Source organism: Stenotrophomonas maltophilia group sp. LNF247 (genome assembly GCF_054083135.1).
Genome location: NZ_JBSRQL010000010.1, coordinates 120948 through 137452 on the forward strand (window position 1 = coordinate 120948; position 16505 = coordinate 137452).

12 protein-coding genes are annotated in these 16505 nt (G+C 67.4%); 5 read left to right on the forward strand and 7 right to left on the reverse strand.

Going from position 1 to position 16505, the window contains the following annotated elements; all coding sequences use genetic code 11:
* The first annotated feature begins 15 nt into the window (after positions 1-15).
* A complete protein-coding gene (locus ACTXG9_RS12050) occupies positions 16-2556 on the forward strand; it encodes a methyl-accepting chemotaxis protein (protein WP_456115645.1) in 2541 nt (846 codons plus the stop codon).
* Positions 2557-2677: 121 nt separating this feature from the next.
* Here the strand turns inward: ACTXG9_RS12050 and ACTXG9_RS12055 are convergent, their stop codons facing one another.
* From ACTXG9_RS12055 to ACTXG9_RS12075, 5 genes are all read right to left on the reverse strand, one after another.
* Positions 2678-5200: a PepSY domain-containing protein gene (locus ACTXG9_RS12055; RefSeq protein ID WP_456115646.1), complete on the reverse strand. Its 2523-nt coding sequence runs from the start codon at positions 5198-5200 to the stop codon at positions 2678-2680.
* 789 nt (positions 5201-5989) lie between these two features.
* A complete protein-coding gene (locus ACTXG9_RS12060) occupies positions 5990-6553 on the reverse strand; it encodes a TlpA family protein disulfide reductase (protein WP_111104312.1) in 564 nt (187 codons plus the stop codon).
* Positions 6550-8934: a protein-disulfide reductase DsbD family protein gene (locus tag ACTXG9_RS12065; RefSeq protein WP_021203212.1), complete on the reverse strand. Its 2385-nt coding sequence runs from the start codon at positions 8932-8934 to the stop codon at positions 6550-6552. Before ACTXG9_RS12065 ends, ACTXG9_RS12060 begins: the two co-directional genes overlap by 4 nt.
* Positions 8931-9269: a divalent-cation tolerance protein CutA gene (gene cutA, locus ACTXG9_RS12070; RefSeq protein WP_010481118.1), complete on the reverse strand. Its 339-nt coding sequence runs from the start codon at positions 9267-9269 to the stop codon at positions 8931-8933. Before cutA ends, ACTXG9_RS12065 begins: the two co-directional genes overlap by 4 nt.
* A 68-nt stretch (positions 9270-9337) precedes the next feature.
* The gene (locus tag ACTXG9_RS12075; protein WP_111097641.1) at positions 9338-11128 is read right to left on the reverse strand and encodes an endonuclease; all 1791 of its coding nucleotides are present in this window, start codon (positions 11126-11128) and stop codon (positions 9338-9340) included.
* 311 nt (positions 11129-11439) lie between these two features.
* Here ACTXG9_RS12075 and ACTXG9_RS12080 point away from each other — a divergent pair, with 311 nt between their 5' ends.
* Entirely contained in the window at positions 11440-11727 is a 288-nt protein-coding gene (locus ACTXG9_RS12080; protein WP_005411227.1) for a co-chaperone GroES, read from the forward strand.
* Between the two features lie 84 nt (positions 11728-11811).
* The gene (groL, locus tag ACTXG9_RS12085; protein ID WP_005411226.1) at positions 11812-13461 is read left to right on the forward strand and encodes a chaperonin GroEL; all 1650 of its coding nucleotides are present in this window, start codon (positions 11812-11814) and stop codon (positions 13459-13461) included.
* 114 nt (positions 13462-13575) lie between these two features.
* Here groL and ACTXG9_RS12090 read toward each other — a convergent pair whose 3' ends face one another.
* Together ACTXG9_RS12090 and ACTXG9_RS12095 are read right to left on the reverse strand one after the other, a co-directional pair.
* On the reverse strand, positions 13576-13842 hold the full coding sequence (locus ACTXG9_RS12090; protein ID WP_021203215.1) for a hypothetical protein: 267 nt from the start codon (positions 13840-13842) through the stop codon (positions 13576-13578).
* A gap of 73 nt (positions 13843-13915) precedes the next feature.
* Positions 13916-15079: a serine hydrolase domain-containing protein gene (locus tag ACTXG9_RS12095; protein ID WP_111097642.1), complete on the reverse strand. Its 1164-nt coding sequence runs from the start codon at positions 15077-15079 to the stop codon at positions 13916-13918.
* A 165-nt stretch (positions 15080-15244) separates the two neighbouring features.
* On the opposite strand from ACTXG9_RS12095, the gene ACTXG9_RS12100 reads away from it, so the two are divergent.
* Both ACTXG9_RS12100 and ACTXG9_RS12105 read left to right on the forward strand, forming a co-directional pair.
* Positions 15245-15745: a MarR family winged helix-turn-helix transcriptional regulator gene (locus ACTXG9_RS12100; protein WP_188249666.1), complete on the forward strand. Its 501-nt coding sequence runs from the start codon at positions 15245-15247 to the stop codon at positions 15743-15745.
* On the forward strand, positions 15742-16482 hold the full coding sequence (locus tag ACTXG9_RS12105; protein ID WP_197575082.1) for a DNA alkylation repair protein: 741 nt from the start codon (positions 15742-15744) through the stop codon (positions 16480-16482). The genes ACTXG9_RS12100 and ACTXG9_RS12105 overlap by 4 nt, the downstream gene beginning before the upstream one ends.
* Positions 16483-16505: the final 23 nt, after the last annotated feature.

The following is a 16505-nucleotide window of genomic DNA, read 5'->3' on the forward strand; positions in this document are numbered from 1 at the left end:
CGCCTGGAGTCTGTCATGTCGGCCGTTGTCCCCCACCTCCGGTCCCTGCGCACGCGCCTTGCTGCGTTGCACTCGGCGTCCCCTGGGCTGCTGCGCTGGCTGCAGCCACATCGGCTCAGCGTGGCCAACAAGCTCAAGGCCACACTGTGGATCTGCGGCCTGGGCCTGGTGGCGATCGCTGCTGTCTACGCCTGGACTGGCCATGCCAACGCACTGGCTGCGCGCAGCCAGGCCAGCTACCAGCGCGGCAGCGATCTGGCTGCCAGTCTGTCCACGCGGGTGGCCGAAGCGCGTCGCCTGCAGGCCCAGTACGCACGCAGTTTCGATGATGCCGACCGCGCGCAGCTGTTGGCCACGCAGAAGGCGTTGCAGACCGATCTGCAGGCGCTGCGCGCGATGCCGATGGATGCTGGCCGGCGCAAGGCCCTGCAGGCGCTGACCGAAGCCGCCGACGCGTTCTCGCAGGGTGTGGCCGCCCTGTTCGAACGGGTCGACGAGATGGGCCGTGGTGATGCCGGCCTCGCTGCGCAGCTGCAGCAGGCCGCCGACACTCTGCAGGCGCAGGTGGATGTGCAGCAACGGCCCGCGCTGGCGCTGTCCCTGCAGAAGATGCGAAGGCAGGAGGCACTGCTGCTGCTCGACGGTGATTCCACCCACGCCGACCGCGCCAGCGAGGAGAAGCTGCCGTTCGACCTCGCGCTGGCGGGCCTGCCTGCGGATGTGCAGGACACCCTGCGCACCGGGATGGAGGCGTATCAGGCCGCATTGCTGGGGTATGCCGCTGCCCGTGTCGGCCTGGATGTGGAAGCGCAGTCGCTGCTGGGTGCCGCTGCGGACGTAGCGCCTGCACTGGCCGCATTCCAGCGGGCGCAGGTGGCGGCGCTGGCCAGGGCGCAGGCACGCCAGCAGGCCGGCGCGCGCACCATGAGCGTGCTGTTCGCACTGACCCTGCTGCTGGTGGCCGGCGTGCTGATCACCAGCCTGGTGCTGGTGCTGCGTGCGGTGCGCCGGCCGATCCAGGACACCCTGCGCTTCGCCAGCGACATCGCCGACGACCGCCTCGACACCACCCTGCGCGTCTACAACGCCAACGACGAGATCGGCCAACTGGCCCAGCGCCTGGTCGACATGCAGCAGCGCCTGCGCGCGCGCATCGAGATCGAGCGTGCGGTGGCCCGCGGCAACACCCGCGTGCGCCAGGCATTGGATAGCGCGCAGACCGGCCTGATGGTGATCGATGCGGAAGGGCAGGTCGCCTACGCCAACCCGGCATTGCTGCAGCTGCTTGAACTGCCGAACGAAGCGCTGGTGGGCAGCGACGCGGTACGCCTGCATCCGGCGTTGGCCAGCCTGGCCGGCGTACGCCAGCGCGAGGAGCGCGAGATCGGCCATGCCGGCGTGCGCTACCAGCTGATCGCCAATGCCATCACCGACGAAGGGCATTTCCTCGGCGTGGCAGTGGAGTGGCGCAGCCGCGCGCTGGAAACGCTGCTGGAAACCGAAGTGGCAGCACTGGTCGACGCCGCCGCACATGGCGACCTGCACGGCCGCATCGCGCTGGAGGGAAAACAGGGCTTCGTGCGCACGTTGTCGACCAGCATCAACCGCCTGCTGGCGACCTTCGAGACCAACCTCGGCGATCTGCAGGCGCTTCTGGCGGCGCTGGCCCGTGGTGACCTCAGCGTGCGCATGGAAGGTGAGCTGCAGGGCGTGTTCGCACGCATGCGCGACGATGCCAACGCCACGGTCGCGCAACTGGGCCGCATCGTCACCCGCATCCAGCAGGCGACGTCCAGCCTCGACACCGGTGTGGGTGAGATCGTTGCCGGTCACCATGATCTGTCGCAGCGTACCGAACAGCAGGCGGCCAACCTGGAAGAGACGGCAGCGTCGATGCACGAGTTGACCGACACCGTTGGCCGCAATGCCGATGCCGCGGGCCGCGCCGATGCCCTGGTGCAGGGGGCGGCCGCGGTGGCCCAGCGCGGTGGCAAGGCCGTCGGCCAGGTGGTCGCAACCATGCATGGCATCAGCGAGGCCTCGCGGCGGATCGGCGACATCACCCAGCTGATCGATGGCATCGCTTTCCAGACCAACATCCTCGCGCTGAATGCCGCGGTGGAAGCTGCGCGCGCAGGTGAGCAGGGCCGCAGCTTCGCCGTGGTGGCTGCGGAAGTGCGCCTGCTGGCCCAGCGCAGTGCCGAAGCGGCCAAGCAGATCAAAGGACTGATCGAGGATTCGGTGGCGCGTGTTGGCCAGGGCAACCAGCAGGCCGAGCAGGCGGGCATCACGATGGGCGAGATCGTTGGCAGCGTGCAGCAGCTGGCCGAGCTGCTGGCCGGTATCCGCAGTGCATCGCAGGACCAGCATGCCGGCATCGCGCAGGTGAAGCAGACCATCGTGCAGATGGAAGCCAGCACCCAGCGCAACGCCAGCCTGGTGGAAGAGGCTGGTGCCTCCACCGCGCAGATGCAGGCGCAGGTACACGCGCTGGCCGAAGCGGTGGGCGCGTTCCGTCTGCAGTCGATGCCACAGGCGCGCGCTGCGGCGGCCTAGCCTGCGGTTCCTTGTCGGCTGGCCGGGAATCAGCCGAGCGTCGGCTCGGCTCTACATCGGCTGCAGGCACACTGTAGAGCCGAGCCCATGCTCGGCTCGGGCCAATGCGCGCTGGCAGGAATCAATACACGTCGCGGCGGTAGCGGCCGTTCTCCAGCAGCGTTTCCACTGCTTCATCACCCAGTGCTTCGCGCAGCACCTGGTCCACACCTTCGGCCATGCCCAGCAGCGAACCGCAGACGTGGATGACCGCACCGCGCTGCATCCAGTCGCGCAGGGCATCGGCTGCTGCACGCAGGCGATCCTGCACATAGCCGCCCTTACCATCGCGCGAGAACGCCAGGTCCACCCGCGCGAGATGGCCATCGCCCTGCCACGCTTCGATCTCATCGGCGAACAGGAAGTCGTGCGCGCGCTGGCGTTCGCCGAACAGCAGCCAGTGCCCGTGCTCACCTGCATGCGCGGCTTCGCGCAGCAGGCTGCGCAGGCCCGCGATGCCGGTGCCATTGCCGATCAGCACCATTGGCGCACCGCCAACGCGATGGAAACCGGGGTTGCGGTGCACACGGGCCACGATGCTGGCACCGACAGGCGCATGCAGCGACAGCCAGCCCGAACCCAGGCCGGTGCGTCCGGTTTCGTCATGGACCAGCCGTACCACCAGTTCGACCGCACCGTCATCCGTACAGGATGCGATGGAGTACTCGCGCCCCGGCAGCAGTGGCAGCCCTGCCAGCCAGAGGCAGGCATCCTGCACCGCCAGCGCAGCATCGGCATCGGGCAGCTCGCGCTCGCTGGCCAGCGCCAACAGCGTGCGCGGCTGGCCGTCAATCAGCAGCGGCTGCTGGGGATCCAGCCCATGTGCCTTCAGCACCGCAACGGCGTGCCGCGCGTTGTGGCGGGGCGCGATGTGCAGGATGTCGCCCGCCTGCCACTGCACATCGGCCGGTGGCGCAAGACGGATGTGCCAGATGGCGCCGCCCACGCTGCCTGGATTGAGGCGGTCACGGCCGAGCAGGCGCCACTCGTGCATCTGCGTCGCGGTCGGCAACACGCTGTCATCGGTGGCGATGCCGGTCAGCGCGCCGAGATGTTGCTGCCACTGGCGCAGCGCCGGTATCGCAGCGGCATCGACATCGATGCGCTCGAACAGCGCACGTGCCCCGTTGCCCAGCAGCCAGCCATCGAATTGGCGGCCAAAGCCGCAGTAATGCGGGTACTGGCGGTCACCCAGGGCGAGCAGGCCGAACTGCAGGCCCGACAGATCCGGCGCTTGTGCCAGCAGCCGTCGCGCAGCGCCCCGCGCCGCATCCGGAGGTTCGCCATCACCAAAGGTGCTCAGCACGAACAATGCCTGTGCGGTGCGTGCCAGCCGCGCGGCATCGACGCGGGCCAGCGGCAGAACCTGCACTGCATGGCCGGATGCTTGCAGCTGCGCGGCAGCGCGCCATGCGAGTTGTTCGCCCAGTCCGCTCTGGCTGGCATGCACCACCAGCCACGGCGTGCCATTGCCATCTGCAGGTGTTGCTGGCAGCGACTTGCGCAGCCCGCGCGCAGCGCACTGGCTGCGGCGCCGGTCCAGGTACAGCAGCCAGCCAGTGATGAAGAACAGGCTCATGCCCAGGCTGCTGAGCATCACCACCACCCGCCCGGGCATGCCGAAGTAACTGCCCGAGTGCAATGCGAACACGCTGGTGGCCAGCTGTCCTCCGGTGCCCTGGCGCGCGTAGGGGCGTGAATCGAGGATGGCCCCGCTGGCCGGATCCAGCTGCAGCAGATCGTGCGCGCGGTCATGCCGCCCACCGCGCTGCGACGGGTCACCGGCCATCACGCGCACATTCAGTACCTGCCCCGGTTTCTCCGGCAGACGCAGGTCGATGTAGCCGGTGCGCACGCCGGGCAGCGCATACAGCGTGGCTTCGATGCGCTCCAGGTCCAGGGCGGCGTCGGCGGCGACCTTGTGTTTGGCGGCCGGTGCGACGCCCAGCAGGGTGTTGGCGGCGCTGCGGTACCAGTCGAAGGACCACCACAGGCCGGTCAGCGCACTCATCAGGTAGATCAACAGCACCCAGGTGCCGGCCACGGAGTGCAGGCTCCACAGGAAGCCGCGTCCACTGCGCTTCCACTCCACTGCCAGCCAGCTGCGCCAGTGCCACCAGCGTCGTGGCCAGCGCAGGTAGAGCCCGGACAAGGTGAAGAACACCAGGGCGATGGCGCAGCTGCCGGTGATCCATTTGCCGCGCTCACCGGCGGCAAGATGCCGATGCAGGTCCTCGACGAAGTCAAAGAGCGCCTGCCCGCGCAGGGCGCTGAAGCGCTCACCGCTGTAGGGGTCGAAGTACACCCAGTGTTCCTTGCCGCCAGCAAAGCGCGCCACCGACGGTCGCTGGCCGGTGGCATCCACGCGCAGGCGCTGTAGGGGGCGATCACCGCCGGCCTGCAGCAGCGTTGCCAGTTCGCTGAGTTCGAGCGGAAGCTGGCCATCAGCATGGTGTTCAGCGATCTCGGCGAAGCCGGGGTTGGCCGCTCGCAGCAGCTCATCCTCGAAGGACAGCACGGCGCCGCTGAGGCCCATCACGGCCAGTACGGCGCCGGCGGTGATGCCCAGCAGCCAGTGCAGTTGGAACAGGACGTTCTTGAACATCGAAGGAGGGGGCCCCGAAGGCTGCCGCCCGCATCCTGCGCAACAGCAAATGAGAATTAATCGCGGAATTCTCCGTGGCGGACGGGCTACGGTCAAGGAGGGTCTTGTTGCAGGGCTTTGCAGCCCTGCACCCGCTACAAGCCGGAGCAACGTCAACGTCAAAAGCCGGCTTTCCGTGGGTTGGCGGGGTGGGTCCGGTTGAGGGGGACGCTGCAAGTACGTCCATGTAAGCTCGGTCGCCGCTTGCTCGTGTGCGCTGTCCTGCGCACACGGCAAGACCAGGGTTGGGCGTCCTGCCCAACCCGCCCGAGGCATGCCTCGGGCCCATGCGGCTCACGCCCCCTCAACCGGACCCACCCCGCCTTCGACAGATTTCCGCGATCTGTCGGAAATACTCTTGGGGTCAGATCCGTTTTCCGTAGGAAAACGGATCTGACCCCGGAATTTCATTCGATATCTGACAGATGTGTCGACCAAGGTCGACACCTACCAACAGCCGGCGGAATCTGTCGAAGGTGGGGCGGTGTGGCTGTGCAGGACCGTTGGCGCCATGGATGGCGCCATCGAGCCCCCATGGGTGAGGGCGCTTTGCTTGCGAAGCACTGCTTCGCAAGCGCCCGAACGCACAGCCGCCAGCGGCTGGGCCGGACCCCGGAGGGGGGTTTACGGCGTGTCCTGCACAGCCACAGCGCCCCGCCATCCCACGGAAAGCCCGCTTTGGCTTTGGCTCTGGCCGTTGCCGTTGCATTGAGCAGGGTGCAGGGCTGCAAGCCCTGCAAAAACCCCCCCTCACTTCACCCAGCTGTCGATCTCGCCGTGGGCGAACGGTCCCAGCTTCGCCTTCACCAGCCGCCCCTGTGCATCGAACAGCACGCTGTAGGGCAGCAGGCCCTGTGTATTGCCAAGCTGCACGCTGGCATCGCGCGGCCCCGGGGTCTCGATCACGATCGGGTAATCCACCGGTACCCGCTGCAGGAAACGGCGCACGTCCTCCGGCGTATCCAGCGCCAGTCCCAGCACCTGCACACCGTGCTCGCCCTGGACATGTGCGAAACGCGCCAGTTCGGGCATTTCTTCAACGCAGGGCGCGCACCAGCTGGCCCAGACATTGATCAACAGCGGGCGACCGCCAGCGTGCTGGCGCAGGTCCAGCGGCCGGCCTTCAAGATCCGGCAGCGACAGTGCGGGCAGGCTTTCGCCGACCTGCAGGGTGGGTGCGGCAGCCGCCACAGCAGGCGCTCCCGGCACGGCCTCAGGCGCCACCGGCGCCGGTGTCAATCGATGGCCGGCCCACAGGCCAAGGCCGGCGGCCAGCACCGCTGTCCACAGCAGCGCTGGCCGTTGCCACTTCATCGTGCGGTGCGCAGCAGCGCTTCCTCCACCACCGCCTGGGTCAGCAGGGTCGGCAGCACGGTCGGCGGCGCGCCGGGGCCGTACACCACGTACAGTGGCACGCCGACGGCCTTGTGCTCTTCCAGGAACGTGGTGATCTGCGGGTCGACATTGGTGTAGTCGCCGCGCATGTACACCGCGTTGGTGCGCTTGAGCAGTTCCTTGAATTCCGGCCGCGACAGCACGGCGCGCTCGTTGGCCTTGCAGCTTACGCACCAGTCGGCGGTCATGTTGACGAACACCACCCGGTTGTCGGCGCGCAGGCGGTCCAGCAACTGCGGTGAATACTCGACCACGTTGTCGCTGGCGGCCTGTGCGGCCCGCGCCGGCGGTGCGAGCTGGGTCACACCCCAGGCCGGCACCAGCGCGCCGATCGCCAGCAGTACGCCCAGCAGTGTCACCGCACGCGAGCCGGTCCAGCGGTTGCGCTCGAACAGCCACAGGCCGAACGCCAGCAGCAGCAGGCCACCCAGCACCAGCGCCATGCCATCCACGCCACGCTGCTTGCCCAGCACCCACAGCAGCCACAGCGCGGTGGCATACATCGGGAAGGCCAGCACGTGCTTGAGCGTTTCCATCCACGGGCCCGGCTTGGGCAGGCGGCGTGCGAGCGCCGGCACGAACCCGATCAGCAGGAACGGCAGCGCCAGGCCCAGGCCGAGGAACAGGAACACGGTCATCGCCTTCAGCGGCGGGGCAATGAACGCGTAGGCGATCGCGCCACCCATGAACGGGCCGACGCAGGCACTGCCGACCACGCAGGCCAGCGCACCGGTGAAGAAGTCACCGGCCGGGCCGCTGCGGCTGGCCAGCGACTGGCCCAGATTGCCGATGCCGCCGCCCAGGGTGAACACGCCGGACAGGCTCAGGCCTACCGCGAACATGATGTAGGCCAGCGCCGCCACCACACCCGGGTGCTGCAGCTGGAAGCCGATGCCGACGGCATTGCCGATCGCGCGCAGGCCGACCATCAACGCGCCGATCACGGCGAACGCGACCAGCACGCCCAGCGTGTACCAGAGCGCGTGGCTGCGCGCGCGCTGCGCGCTTTCGCCGCTCTGCGCCAGGCTCAGCACCTTCAGCGAGAGGATCGGCAGCACGCAGGGCATCAGGTTCAGTACCAGGCCACCGGCCAGCGCCAGCAGCAGGACCCAGACGAACGAACGATCAGGATTCGGCGTCGTCACCGGCGGACGCGTGCGCAGCGCATTGTCGCCCTGTGCATCGGTGGCGAATTCACTGCTGGCGGTGGCGCCACCTGCGGCGGCCGGTGCCGCTGCATCCGTGTTGGGCACGGTTGGCAGCAGGCGCAGCGGGGCGCCGTTGGCGGCTTCGCGCGGTGCACCGTTGGCAGCAGGCAGCGGGTTGATCACGTCATTGCGCGCTGGCGCCTGGTCGGCGCTGGCGCTGACCTTGCCGGCCGGAATCGACAGCTTCACCCGGCGGGTCATCGGCGGGTAGCAGATGCCATCGGTCTGGCAGCCCTGGAAGGTCACCACCAGGGTGCTGTCGACGGCATCAGTGACAGCGCGGCGCAGCGGCAGCGGTACTTCCACCTGGTTGAAGTAGACCGAGACATCGCCGAAGTGCTCGTCGCGATGCGATTGCGCGGCTGGCCAGCGCGGCTTGCCGGCCAGCACGCCGGCGCTGCCTTCCAGCTTCAGCGAGGTGCGGTCGCGATACAGGTAATAGCCGGGCGCTGGGCTGAAGCGCAGCAGCAGCGTGTTGCCGTCGCTGGCGATGGCATCGAAGCCGAACGCCTGTTCCGACGGCAGCGGCAGGGCCTGGCTGTTGTTGGCCGCGCCCGGCAGGCGCAGGCCACCGCTGTTGCCGGCACCGGCCAGCGGGTTATTGAACGGGCTGGCCGCACCGGCACGCGCGGCAGGCACCGCCGCCGCCGCACCGGCGCCCGGCAGGGTGACCTGCACCACGCGCTTCTGCGGCGGGTAGCAGACACCGGCATCGGCGCAGCCCTGATAACGCACTTCCAGGCTGATGGTGCCGGCAGCGTCGGTCGGCGTGCCGGGCAGGGTGGCCAGCAGGCGCTCGCGATAGGTCTCGACCTCGCCGAAGAAATCGTCGTGGTGCTTGTCGCCCTTGGGCATCTGCAGCGCGCCGGCATTGAACGCCGGATCAGCCTTGACGCTGGTGCGGTGGCGATACAGGTAATAGCCTGGCGCGATCTTGAACTGCAGCTGCACCTGGCCACGTTCGGGGGCAGTGGCGGTCAATGCGAACGCCTGGTCCACCGGCAGCAGGTCTTTCTCATCCAGGGCGAAGGCGGGCAGCGAAAGGCACAACAGGGCGCACAAGGCAGCGCCACGCGCAAACAGAGTCTTCAATCAGTGTCCTCCCGGGTCTGTGCCCGGATCCAATCCAGATACGCCGGCAGGCCGGCCCGGGTTTCGACCGCGATGCACTCCGGGAGTTCATACGGATGCAGTTCGACGATCCGGGCGATTGCGTCATCGACGCGGCTCGCGGTGGTTTTCACCAGCAGCTGCAGCTCGGCGTCGGTGGTCACCTCGCCCTGCCAGCGGTAGGTCGACTGCGCGCCATCGAGGCGGGTCACGCACGCGGCCAGGCGCTCGCCGACCAGCGCGTGCGCGATGCGCTCGGCACTGGCCCGGTCCGGGCAGGTGGTCAACAGCAGCAGGACGGGATCGACGGTCGACATGACCATCGAGTATAGGGCCGCCACCGGGCCAGGGCCCGGCGGCGGCCGTGGACCGCTGCGTTGCGCGGTCAGTTGGCCAGCTGGCAGGTGGCCGGCTTGGCCGAGGTGAACAGGGCCGGGGTGGCCCACTCGGGGTGGTCGATGAACGGGTTGCGGTTGCCCTGGAAGCTGTAGACCACGTCATTGCGCGCACGCTCGGCATCATCCGGCGGGTCGGACAGGTGCCAGTCGATCAGGGTCGACAGCAGGCCCATGTAGGCCGGTGAGCTGCTGGTCTTGACGATCTTGCTGCGGTCGTCGGTCAGCTCCAGGTCCGGCTCGGACTGGCCGGTCGCCGCATCCTTGCCGCCCTCGTAGCGGATCGCCATGTACATCACCGCACGCGCCATGTCGCCCTTGCGCTTGCCCCACACCTCGAAGGTGCCGGTGTTGCCGTCCGGCGTGCGCACCCAGTTGGAGTTGCCCGGATAGCCACCGCTGCCGCCACCCTGGCCGTTGTTGGCCTCGGTGGCGCGCTCGCCGCAGCTGGCGTCGCACTTGCCGAACGGCTTGTTGCCACGATCGGCGTTCCACTGCGCGTCGGTCAGGTACAGCATGTGGGTGTCGGTATACGGGGCGTACGGCAGGCCCTTGTCGCCGGTGGTGGTGGCAAAGCCCAGCGAGTTCGGCCAGGTGTGCTCGCGGTTGTAGGTCAGGCCGCTGCCGGTGCCCGCACGATCACTGACCTTGGCGTAGCTGCGGTTGCGGTAGGCATCGAGGATGCGGTTCGGGTTGTTCGGATCCTCGTCGGCGATTTCCAGGATGGTCCAGGTATTGGTGCCCGAGCCGCTGTACGGGTAGGCGGTATGGCCCTTGATGGTGGCGTGCAGCGAGCAGCGCAGCTGGCTGGGGCTGCTGGTGTTGACCCTGGAGTAGTAGCCGGCCGGCACGCCCGGGTTGCCCGGGTCCGGATTGCCGCCGGTGCTGGCCACGGTGAAGGCGATGCGGCTGTCGGCGGCCGGGTGTGCGCCCTGCAGGTCGGTGATGCGCGCGGCGCGGATGTCGAAGCGGCAGGCTTCACCGGCCACCAGCGCGGTGTTGGTGGACAGCTTCACGCTGCGGCCGCTGGCCGGGAAGGTCAGCGGCACGCTGCCGGAGGTGCCGCAGCTCAGCGCGAACGCGCCGCTGGCCAGGTTCACGGTTTCGCTGAACACCACTTCCAGATCGGCCGCAGCCGGGAAGGTGCTGCTGCCCTGCGCCGGGGTGGTGGTGGACACCGACGGCGGCGTGTTCGGGCCTGGCGTGCCACCGCCGCTGAAAGTCTGGCCGTTGTTGCAGCTGCCGAAGGTCTGGCCGGCCGATTCGGCCCAGGTGAAGTGGGTGTACTGGCTGCCGCTGCCGGTCAGCTGCAACGAGGTGCCCGGCGCGGTGCTGTTGGTCTCGGCTACCGGGATGTTCTGGCTGGTCATGCCGGCGGCGGGGCCACCGGAGGCGGTGATGGCGCCCTCATAGCTGAGGAACTGGACCACTTTGCCACTGGCATCGACCAGGGCGATGCCGTCGGTCGGGCCGTTCTGGATCCCGTTGGTCGGGTAACTGACCACGGCGATGGTGGCGCTGCCGCAGCCGGCGGCGGTGCCGGCCGGGACCGGGTTGTTGGCATAGACGGTGGCGGCGGACGGATTGCTGCCGTTGTAGAGGTACAGGCGGTAGCCGGACAGGTCCTCACCGGCAGTGGCTACGACCTCGATCGCTTCGCCGACGTCACCGGCGGCGGTGCTGTCGTCGTAGTGCAGTTCGTTGATGAAGACCTCGGCCTGGGCCGGCGCAGCGGCCAGCGCCAGCAGGCAGGCTGCGGCAAGCGGGGACAGCAATCGCATCGACTCCTCCTTGTGATTGGGAATGCCGGACCGAGCCTAAGGCCGATCCAGTGACACTTTGTCGTAAATGAACGTCAGATGTCTGACAGTGCGACGCTTGTCACCGAAATTGATCTGGACCGACGCCCTGGCCGAGGCGCGCGGGTGGAAAAATTTTTTCATTCCGCCCTTGAAAGGGGGCGGCGGGGCTCCATCTCTGCCCTGCTCCCGACGTTGTCGGGTTTCTTCACGTGCGGTTCTGGCACTCGCCTGGGGCGAGTGCTAACATCGCCGGACTTTTTTAGACCAATCAATCACTTAAGAGGTCTCCTATGAGCATCAAGCCGCTGCACGACCGCGTTGTGGTCAAGCCGATCGAAGCCGACGAAATCTCCGCCGGTGGCATCGTCATCCCCGACTCGGCCAAGGAAAAGTCCACCAAGGGTGAGGTCGTGGCCGTCGGCCCGGGCAAGCCGCTGGACAACGGCAACGTGCGCGCGCCGTCGCTGAAGGTCGGCGACAAGGTCATCTACGGCCAGTACGCCGGCAGCTCGTACAAGAGCGAAGGCGTCGAATACAAGGTCCTGCGCGAGGACGACGTGCTCGCCGTCATCGGCTGAGCCCCGGCGCGACCTGTTCCATCCCCTGATTCCAACACCCAGCCGCCGGGCATGGCCCGGCGCTACCAGATGAGGTAACTGCACATGGCTGCCAAGGATATCCGTTTCGGTGAAGATGCCCGTTCGCGCATGGTGCGCGGCGTCAACGTTCTCGCCAATGCCGTCAAGGCCACGCTCGGCCCGAAGGGCCGCAACGTCGTGCTGGAAAAGAGCTTCGGCGCTCCGACCATCACCAAGGACGGCGTCTCCGTCGCCAAGGAAATCGAACTGGCTGACAAGTTCGAGAACATGGGCGCGCAGATGGTGAAGGAAGTTGCTTCGCGCACCAACGACGACGCCGGCGACGGCACCACCACCGCCACCGTGCTGGCCCAGGCCCTGATCCGCGAAGGCGCCAAGGCCGTGGCCGCCGGCATGAACCCGATGGACCTCAAGCGCGGTATCGACAAGGCCGTGTCGGCCGCCGTCGCCGAGCTGAAGAACATCTCCAAGCCGACCGCCGACGACAAGGCGATTGCCCAGGTCGGTACCATCTCGGCCAACTCGGACGAGTCGATCGGCCAGATCATCGCTGACGCGATGAAGGAAGTCGGCAAGGAAGGCGTCATCACCGTTGAAGAAGGCTCGGGCCTGGACAACGAGCTGGACGTGGTCAAGGGCATGCAGTTCGACCGCGGCTACCTGTCCCCGTACTTCATCAACAACCAGCAGTCGCAGACCGCTGACCTGGATGACCCGTTCATCCTGCTGCACGACAAGAAGATCTCCAACGTCCGTGACCTGCTGCCGGTGCTGGAAGGCGTCGCCAAGGCCGGCAAGCCGCTGCTGATCGTGGCCGAGGAAGTCGAAGGCGAAGCGCTGGCGACCCTGGTGGTCAACACCATCCGTGGCATCGTCAAGGTCGTGGCCGTCAAGGCCCCGGGCTTCGGCGACCGTCGCAAGGCGATGCTGGAAGACATGGCCGTGCTGACCGGCGGCACCGTGATCTCCGAAGAAGTCGGCCTGTCGCTGGAGAAGGCCACCATCAAGGACCTGGGCCGCGCCAAGAAGGTGCAGGTTTCCAAGGAGAACACCACCATCATCGACGGCGTCGGCGACAAGGCCAACGTTGATGCCCGTGTGGCGCAGATCAAGACCCAGATCCAGGACACCTCCTCCGATTACGACCGCGAGAAGCTGCAGGAACGCGTGGCCAAGCTGGCCGGCGGTGTTGCCGTGATCAAGGTCGGCGCCTCGACCGAAATCGAGATGAAGGAAAAGAAGGACCGCGTCGACGACGCCCTGCACGCCACCCGTGCAGCCGTTGAAGAAGGCGTGGTCCCGGGCGGCGGTGTTGCCCTGGTCCGCGCGATCACCGCGCTGGCCGGTCTGAAGGGCGCCAACGAAGACCAGAACCACGGCATCCAGATTGCCCTGCGTGCGATGGAAGCCCCGCTGCGCGAGATCGTTGCCAACGCCGGTGACGAGCCGTCGGTCATCATCAACAAGGTCAAGGAAGGCACCGGCAGCTTCGGCTACAACGCGGCCACCGGCGAGTTCGGCGACATGCTGCAGTTCGGCATCCTGGACCCGACCAAGGTGACCCGTTCGGCGCTGCAGAACGCCGCCTCGATCGCTGGCCTGATGATCACCACCGAAGCCATGGTGGCCGAAGCTCCGAAGAAGGACGAGCCGGCCATGGGCGGCGCCGGTGGCATGGGCGGCATGGGTGGCATGGGCGGCATGGACTTCTAAGTCCCCGCTGTCACCCTGCAATGAAAAACCCCGCCGGAAGGCGGGGTTTTTTTGTGGCCGGTCGGAATCAAAGTAGATCCACGCCATGCGTGGATGCCGCTCCCAGGCGGGGATCTACGCGCGGCCCTCGCGCCGCTGCAGCCACAGGTGGGCCACCAGCAGGGCCAGCGCGCCTCCCGCGATCATGCCCTGCACCCACGGCAGCTCCGTGATCGGCGCAAGCAGCAGGCCCGCCGCCATGCCGATCAGACTGGCGCCAGCTCCCACCCGCTGACGTCGCTGCCGATGTGCCGCCTGGCGATGGCGTGCAGCGATGCACAGACGTCGTGCACCCGGCTTCAACACCGCTTCGGCAATGGCATCGATCTCTGGGCGATTCATCCTGTCTCCTGCATTGCATCCGTGTCTGCATGCTGCACGACTGCGGGACCTGTGTGCAACGGTAACGCTTCGATCATCTGACAAACGCCTTCGCCGCGCCGTACTCCCACTGCCACGGCACGCCGGTGTCGCCCAGCACGAACGCCACCAAGGCCGGGAAGGCCGCCTCTGCCCGCACATCGTTGCCCAGGATCACCACGCAGCGCTGGTGCTGCTCCATGCATACCAGCGTATTGCCCACCGTATCGTCGTGGCCGCCCTTGTAGAAGCCTGCGCCCTGCGGGCCGAGAAACGTCACCACGCCCAGGCCAGCCGCCAGGTCCTTGCGCTGCTGCGCCTTCGGCAGCTCCGGCTGCAGGGTGGGGAACTGGCTGGCGGTGGTGATCTGCAGCTGCGGCCGCACCAGCTCCCTGCGCATCGCCGCTGACAATCCATCGCCGCGCACGTAGCCAGCGGCGAAACGGGCCATATCGGCGATGGTGGTATCCATCGAACCAGCCGCACGCACGCGGCTGCGTTCATCGTGCGGCTCTGTATTGCCTTCGGCGGTCCAGCCAGCGGCCAGGTTGCCGGCGAAATCCGCGCGCCACAGCATGCTGGTGCGCGCCATGCCGAAGCGATCGAACACGCGCTGCTGCATCAACGCACCCACATCCTCGCCCAGCCGCCCGCGTTCGATCACGAACTGCAACAGGATCAGTCCTTCTCCGGAATACCCATATCGACTACCCGGATCGAAGTGGAACTTCAGGCGCCCATCGGGCTCCAGAAAGCCGAAGTTGGCAAAGCCACTGGAATGGTTGAGCAGCAGGCGTGGGGTGAGCTGGCGCCAGCGGGCATCGCCGGCCAGCACACTGTAGTCGGCGTACTTCTTCGGTTCCGGTGGATAGTCCGGCAGCAGTTTGTCCAGGGCGGTAGCGATGCTGGCATCCAGATCGATCCGCGCGTCCTGCGCCAGCTGTGCGACCAGATGGCCGAAAGCCATCTTGGTCAGTGACGCAGCGTACATCACGGTGTCGGTGCGCAGCGGCTCGCCTGCGGCGTTGCGTTCACCGTAGGCGGCCACATGCACCACCTTGCCGCCATCGATCACCGCCAGCGCCATGCCGCGCGCGTGGGCCGCCTGCATCAGCCGCTGTGCTTCGGCATCGATGCGAGTGGGCGAGGGCACGGGTGGCGGCGCGGCCAGTACCGCCAGCGGGAGCAGCGTCAGCAACATCAGGGTGGCACGGCACATGCGTGGAACTCCTGGTGGGGCGTGGCGCGATGCTACCGCAGCTTCGGCTGCTTCCACCCCTTGTGCCAGGAGCGCGCCCTGCGTGGATCGGCGGCTGGCCCGGCCAGTCTTGCACTCTGTTGTGGCGTGAATATGATTAGGCGCCTAAACAGAACGGAAATCATGATGCTCGAGGCAAAGCATGGCGCCCTTCTGGACGAGGCCCGGCGGCGCGGCCACGCCAATGTCGCCCAGCTGCATCTGTGCTTCCAGTTGCTGTCGCTGTCCTCGACAATCGACCGCGACTGCGCCGCCCGGCTGGCACCACACGGGCTCAGTGAGGGTCGCTTCATCGTGCTGTTCCTGTTGCATGGGGCCGGCGGCACGTTGCCGCCCCACGTGCTGGCCGAGCGCGCAGGCGTGACCCGCGCCACCATCAGTGGCCTGTTGGATGGCCTGCAGCGCGAAGGACTGCTGCAGCGTCGCTGCGATGCCGAGGATGGCCGCCGCCTGCAGATCGTACTGACGGGACCGGGTAAGCGCTTGGCCGAGACGCTGTTCGACCAGCACACGCAGTGGATCGGTGGCCTGTTCAATGGTCTGGACTCCGATGAACAGCATCACCTGTCGCGATTGCTGCATAAGGTCTGGCAGCACACCGATGCCGGACGAGAGCCTGCAGCATGAGCCCGGCGATTGCGGCGGAACGGCTGCATGCCCTCAACACTGGCAGCGTCGCCGCCACCCATCTGGCCGAATGCCTGGCAGTGGATTTCGCCGCGCTGCTGCAGGTGGTAGCGCCTGCGCTTGCACCGGAAGCGCTGCAACGCATGCAGGATGCTTCAGGCAAGGGCATCACACTGCGCATGGCCTTGGCTGCGCAACTGCTGCGTGAGGCGGGGCAGGGCGATCCCGTGCAATGGCAGGACCATGCGTCCGACACCGTGCGCGGCTGGGCCTGCTACCTGATCGGCAGCGATGCCCGCGCGACGTTGGCAGAGAAGCTGCAGCAGATGCGCACGCTGGCCGACGATCCACACTTCGGTGTGCGCGAATGGGCGTGGCTGGCGCTACGCACGGACATCGTTGCCGCGCCGATGCAGGCGCTTGAGTACCTGCAACCGTGGACACAGGAAACTTCGCCGTACCTGCGCCGCTTCGCCTGCGAAGCACTGCGTCCGCGCGGTGTCTGGGCCACACATATCGCGCTGTTCAAGCAGCACCCTGAACATGCATTGCCGATGCTGGAAGCACTGGCTGACGACCCGGAACGCTACGTGCAGGATTCGGTCGGCAACTGGCTCAATGATGCCGGCAAGACCCAGCCGCAGTGGCTGCGCCAGCTGTGCACGCGTTGGCAGCACGAGCGCCACAGCGACGCCAACGCCTACATCCGCAAACGCGCACTGCGCTCGCTCCGGTAGTGCCGGATGCTGGCCGACAACCC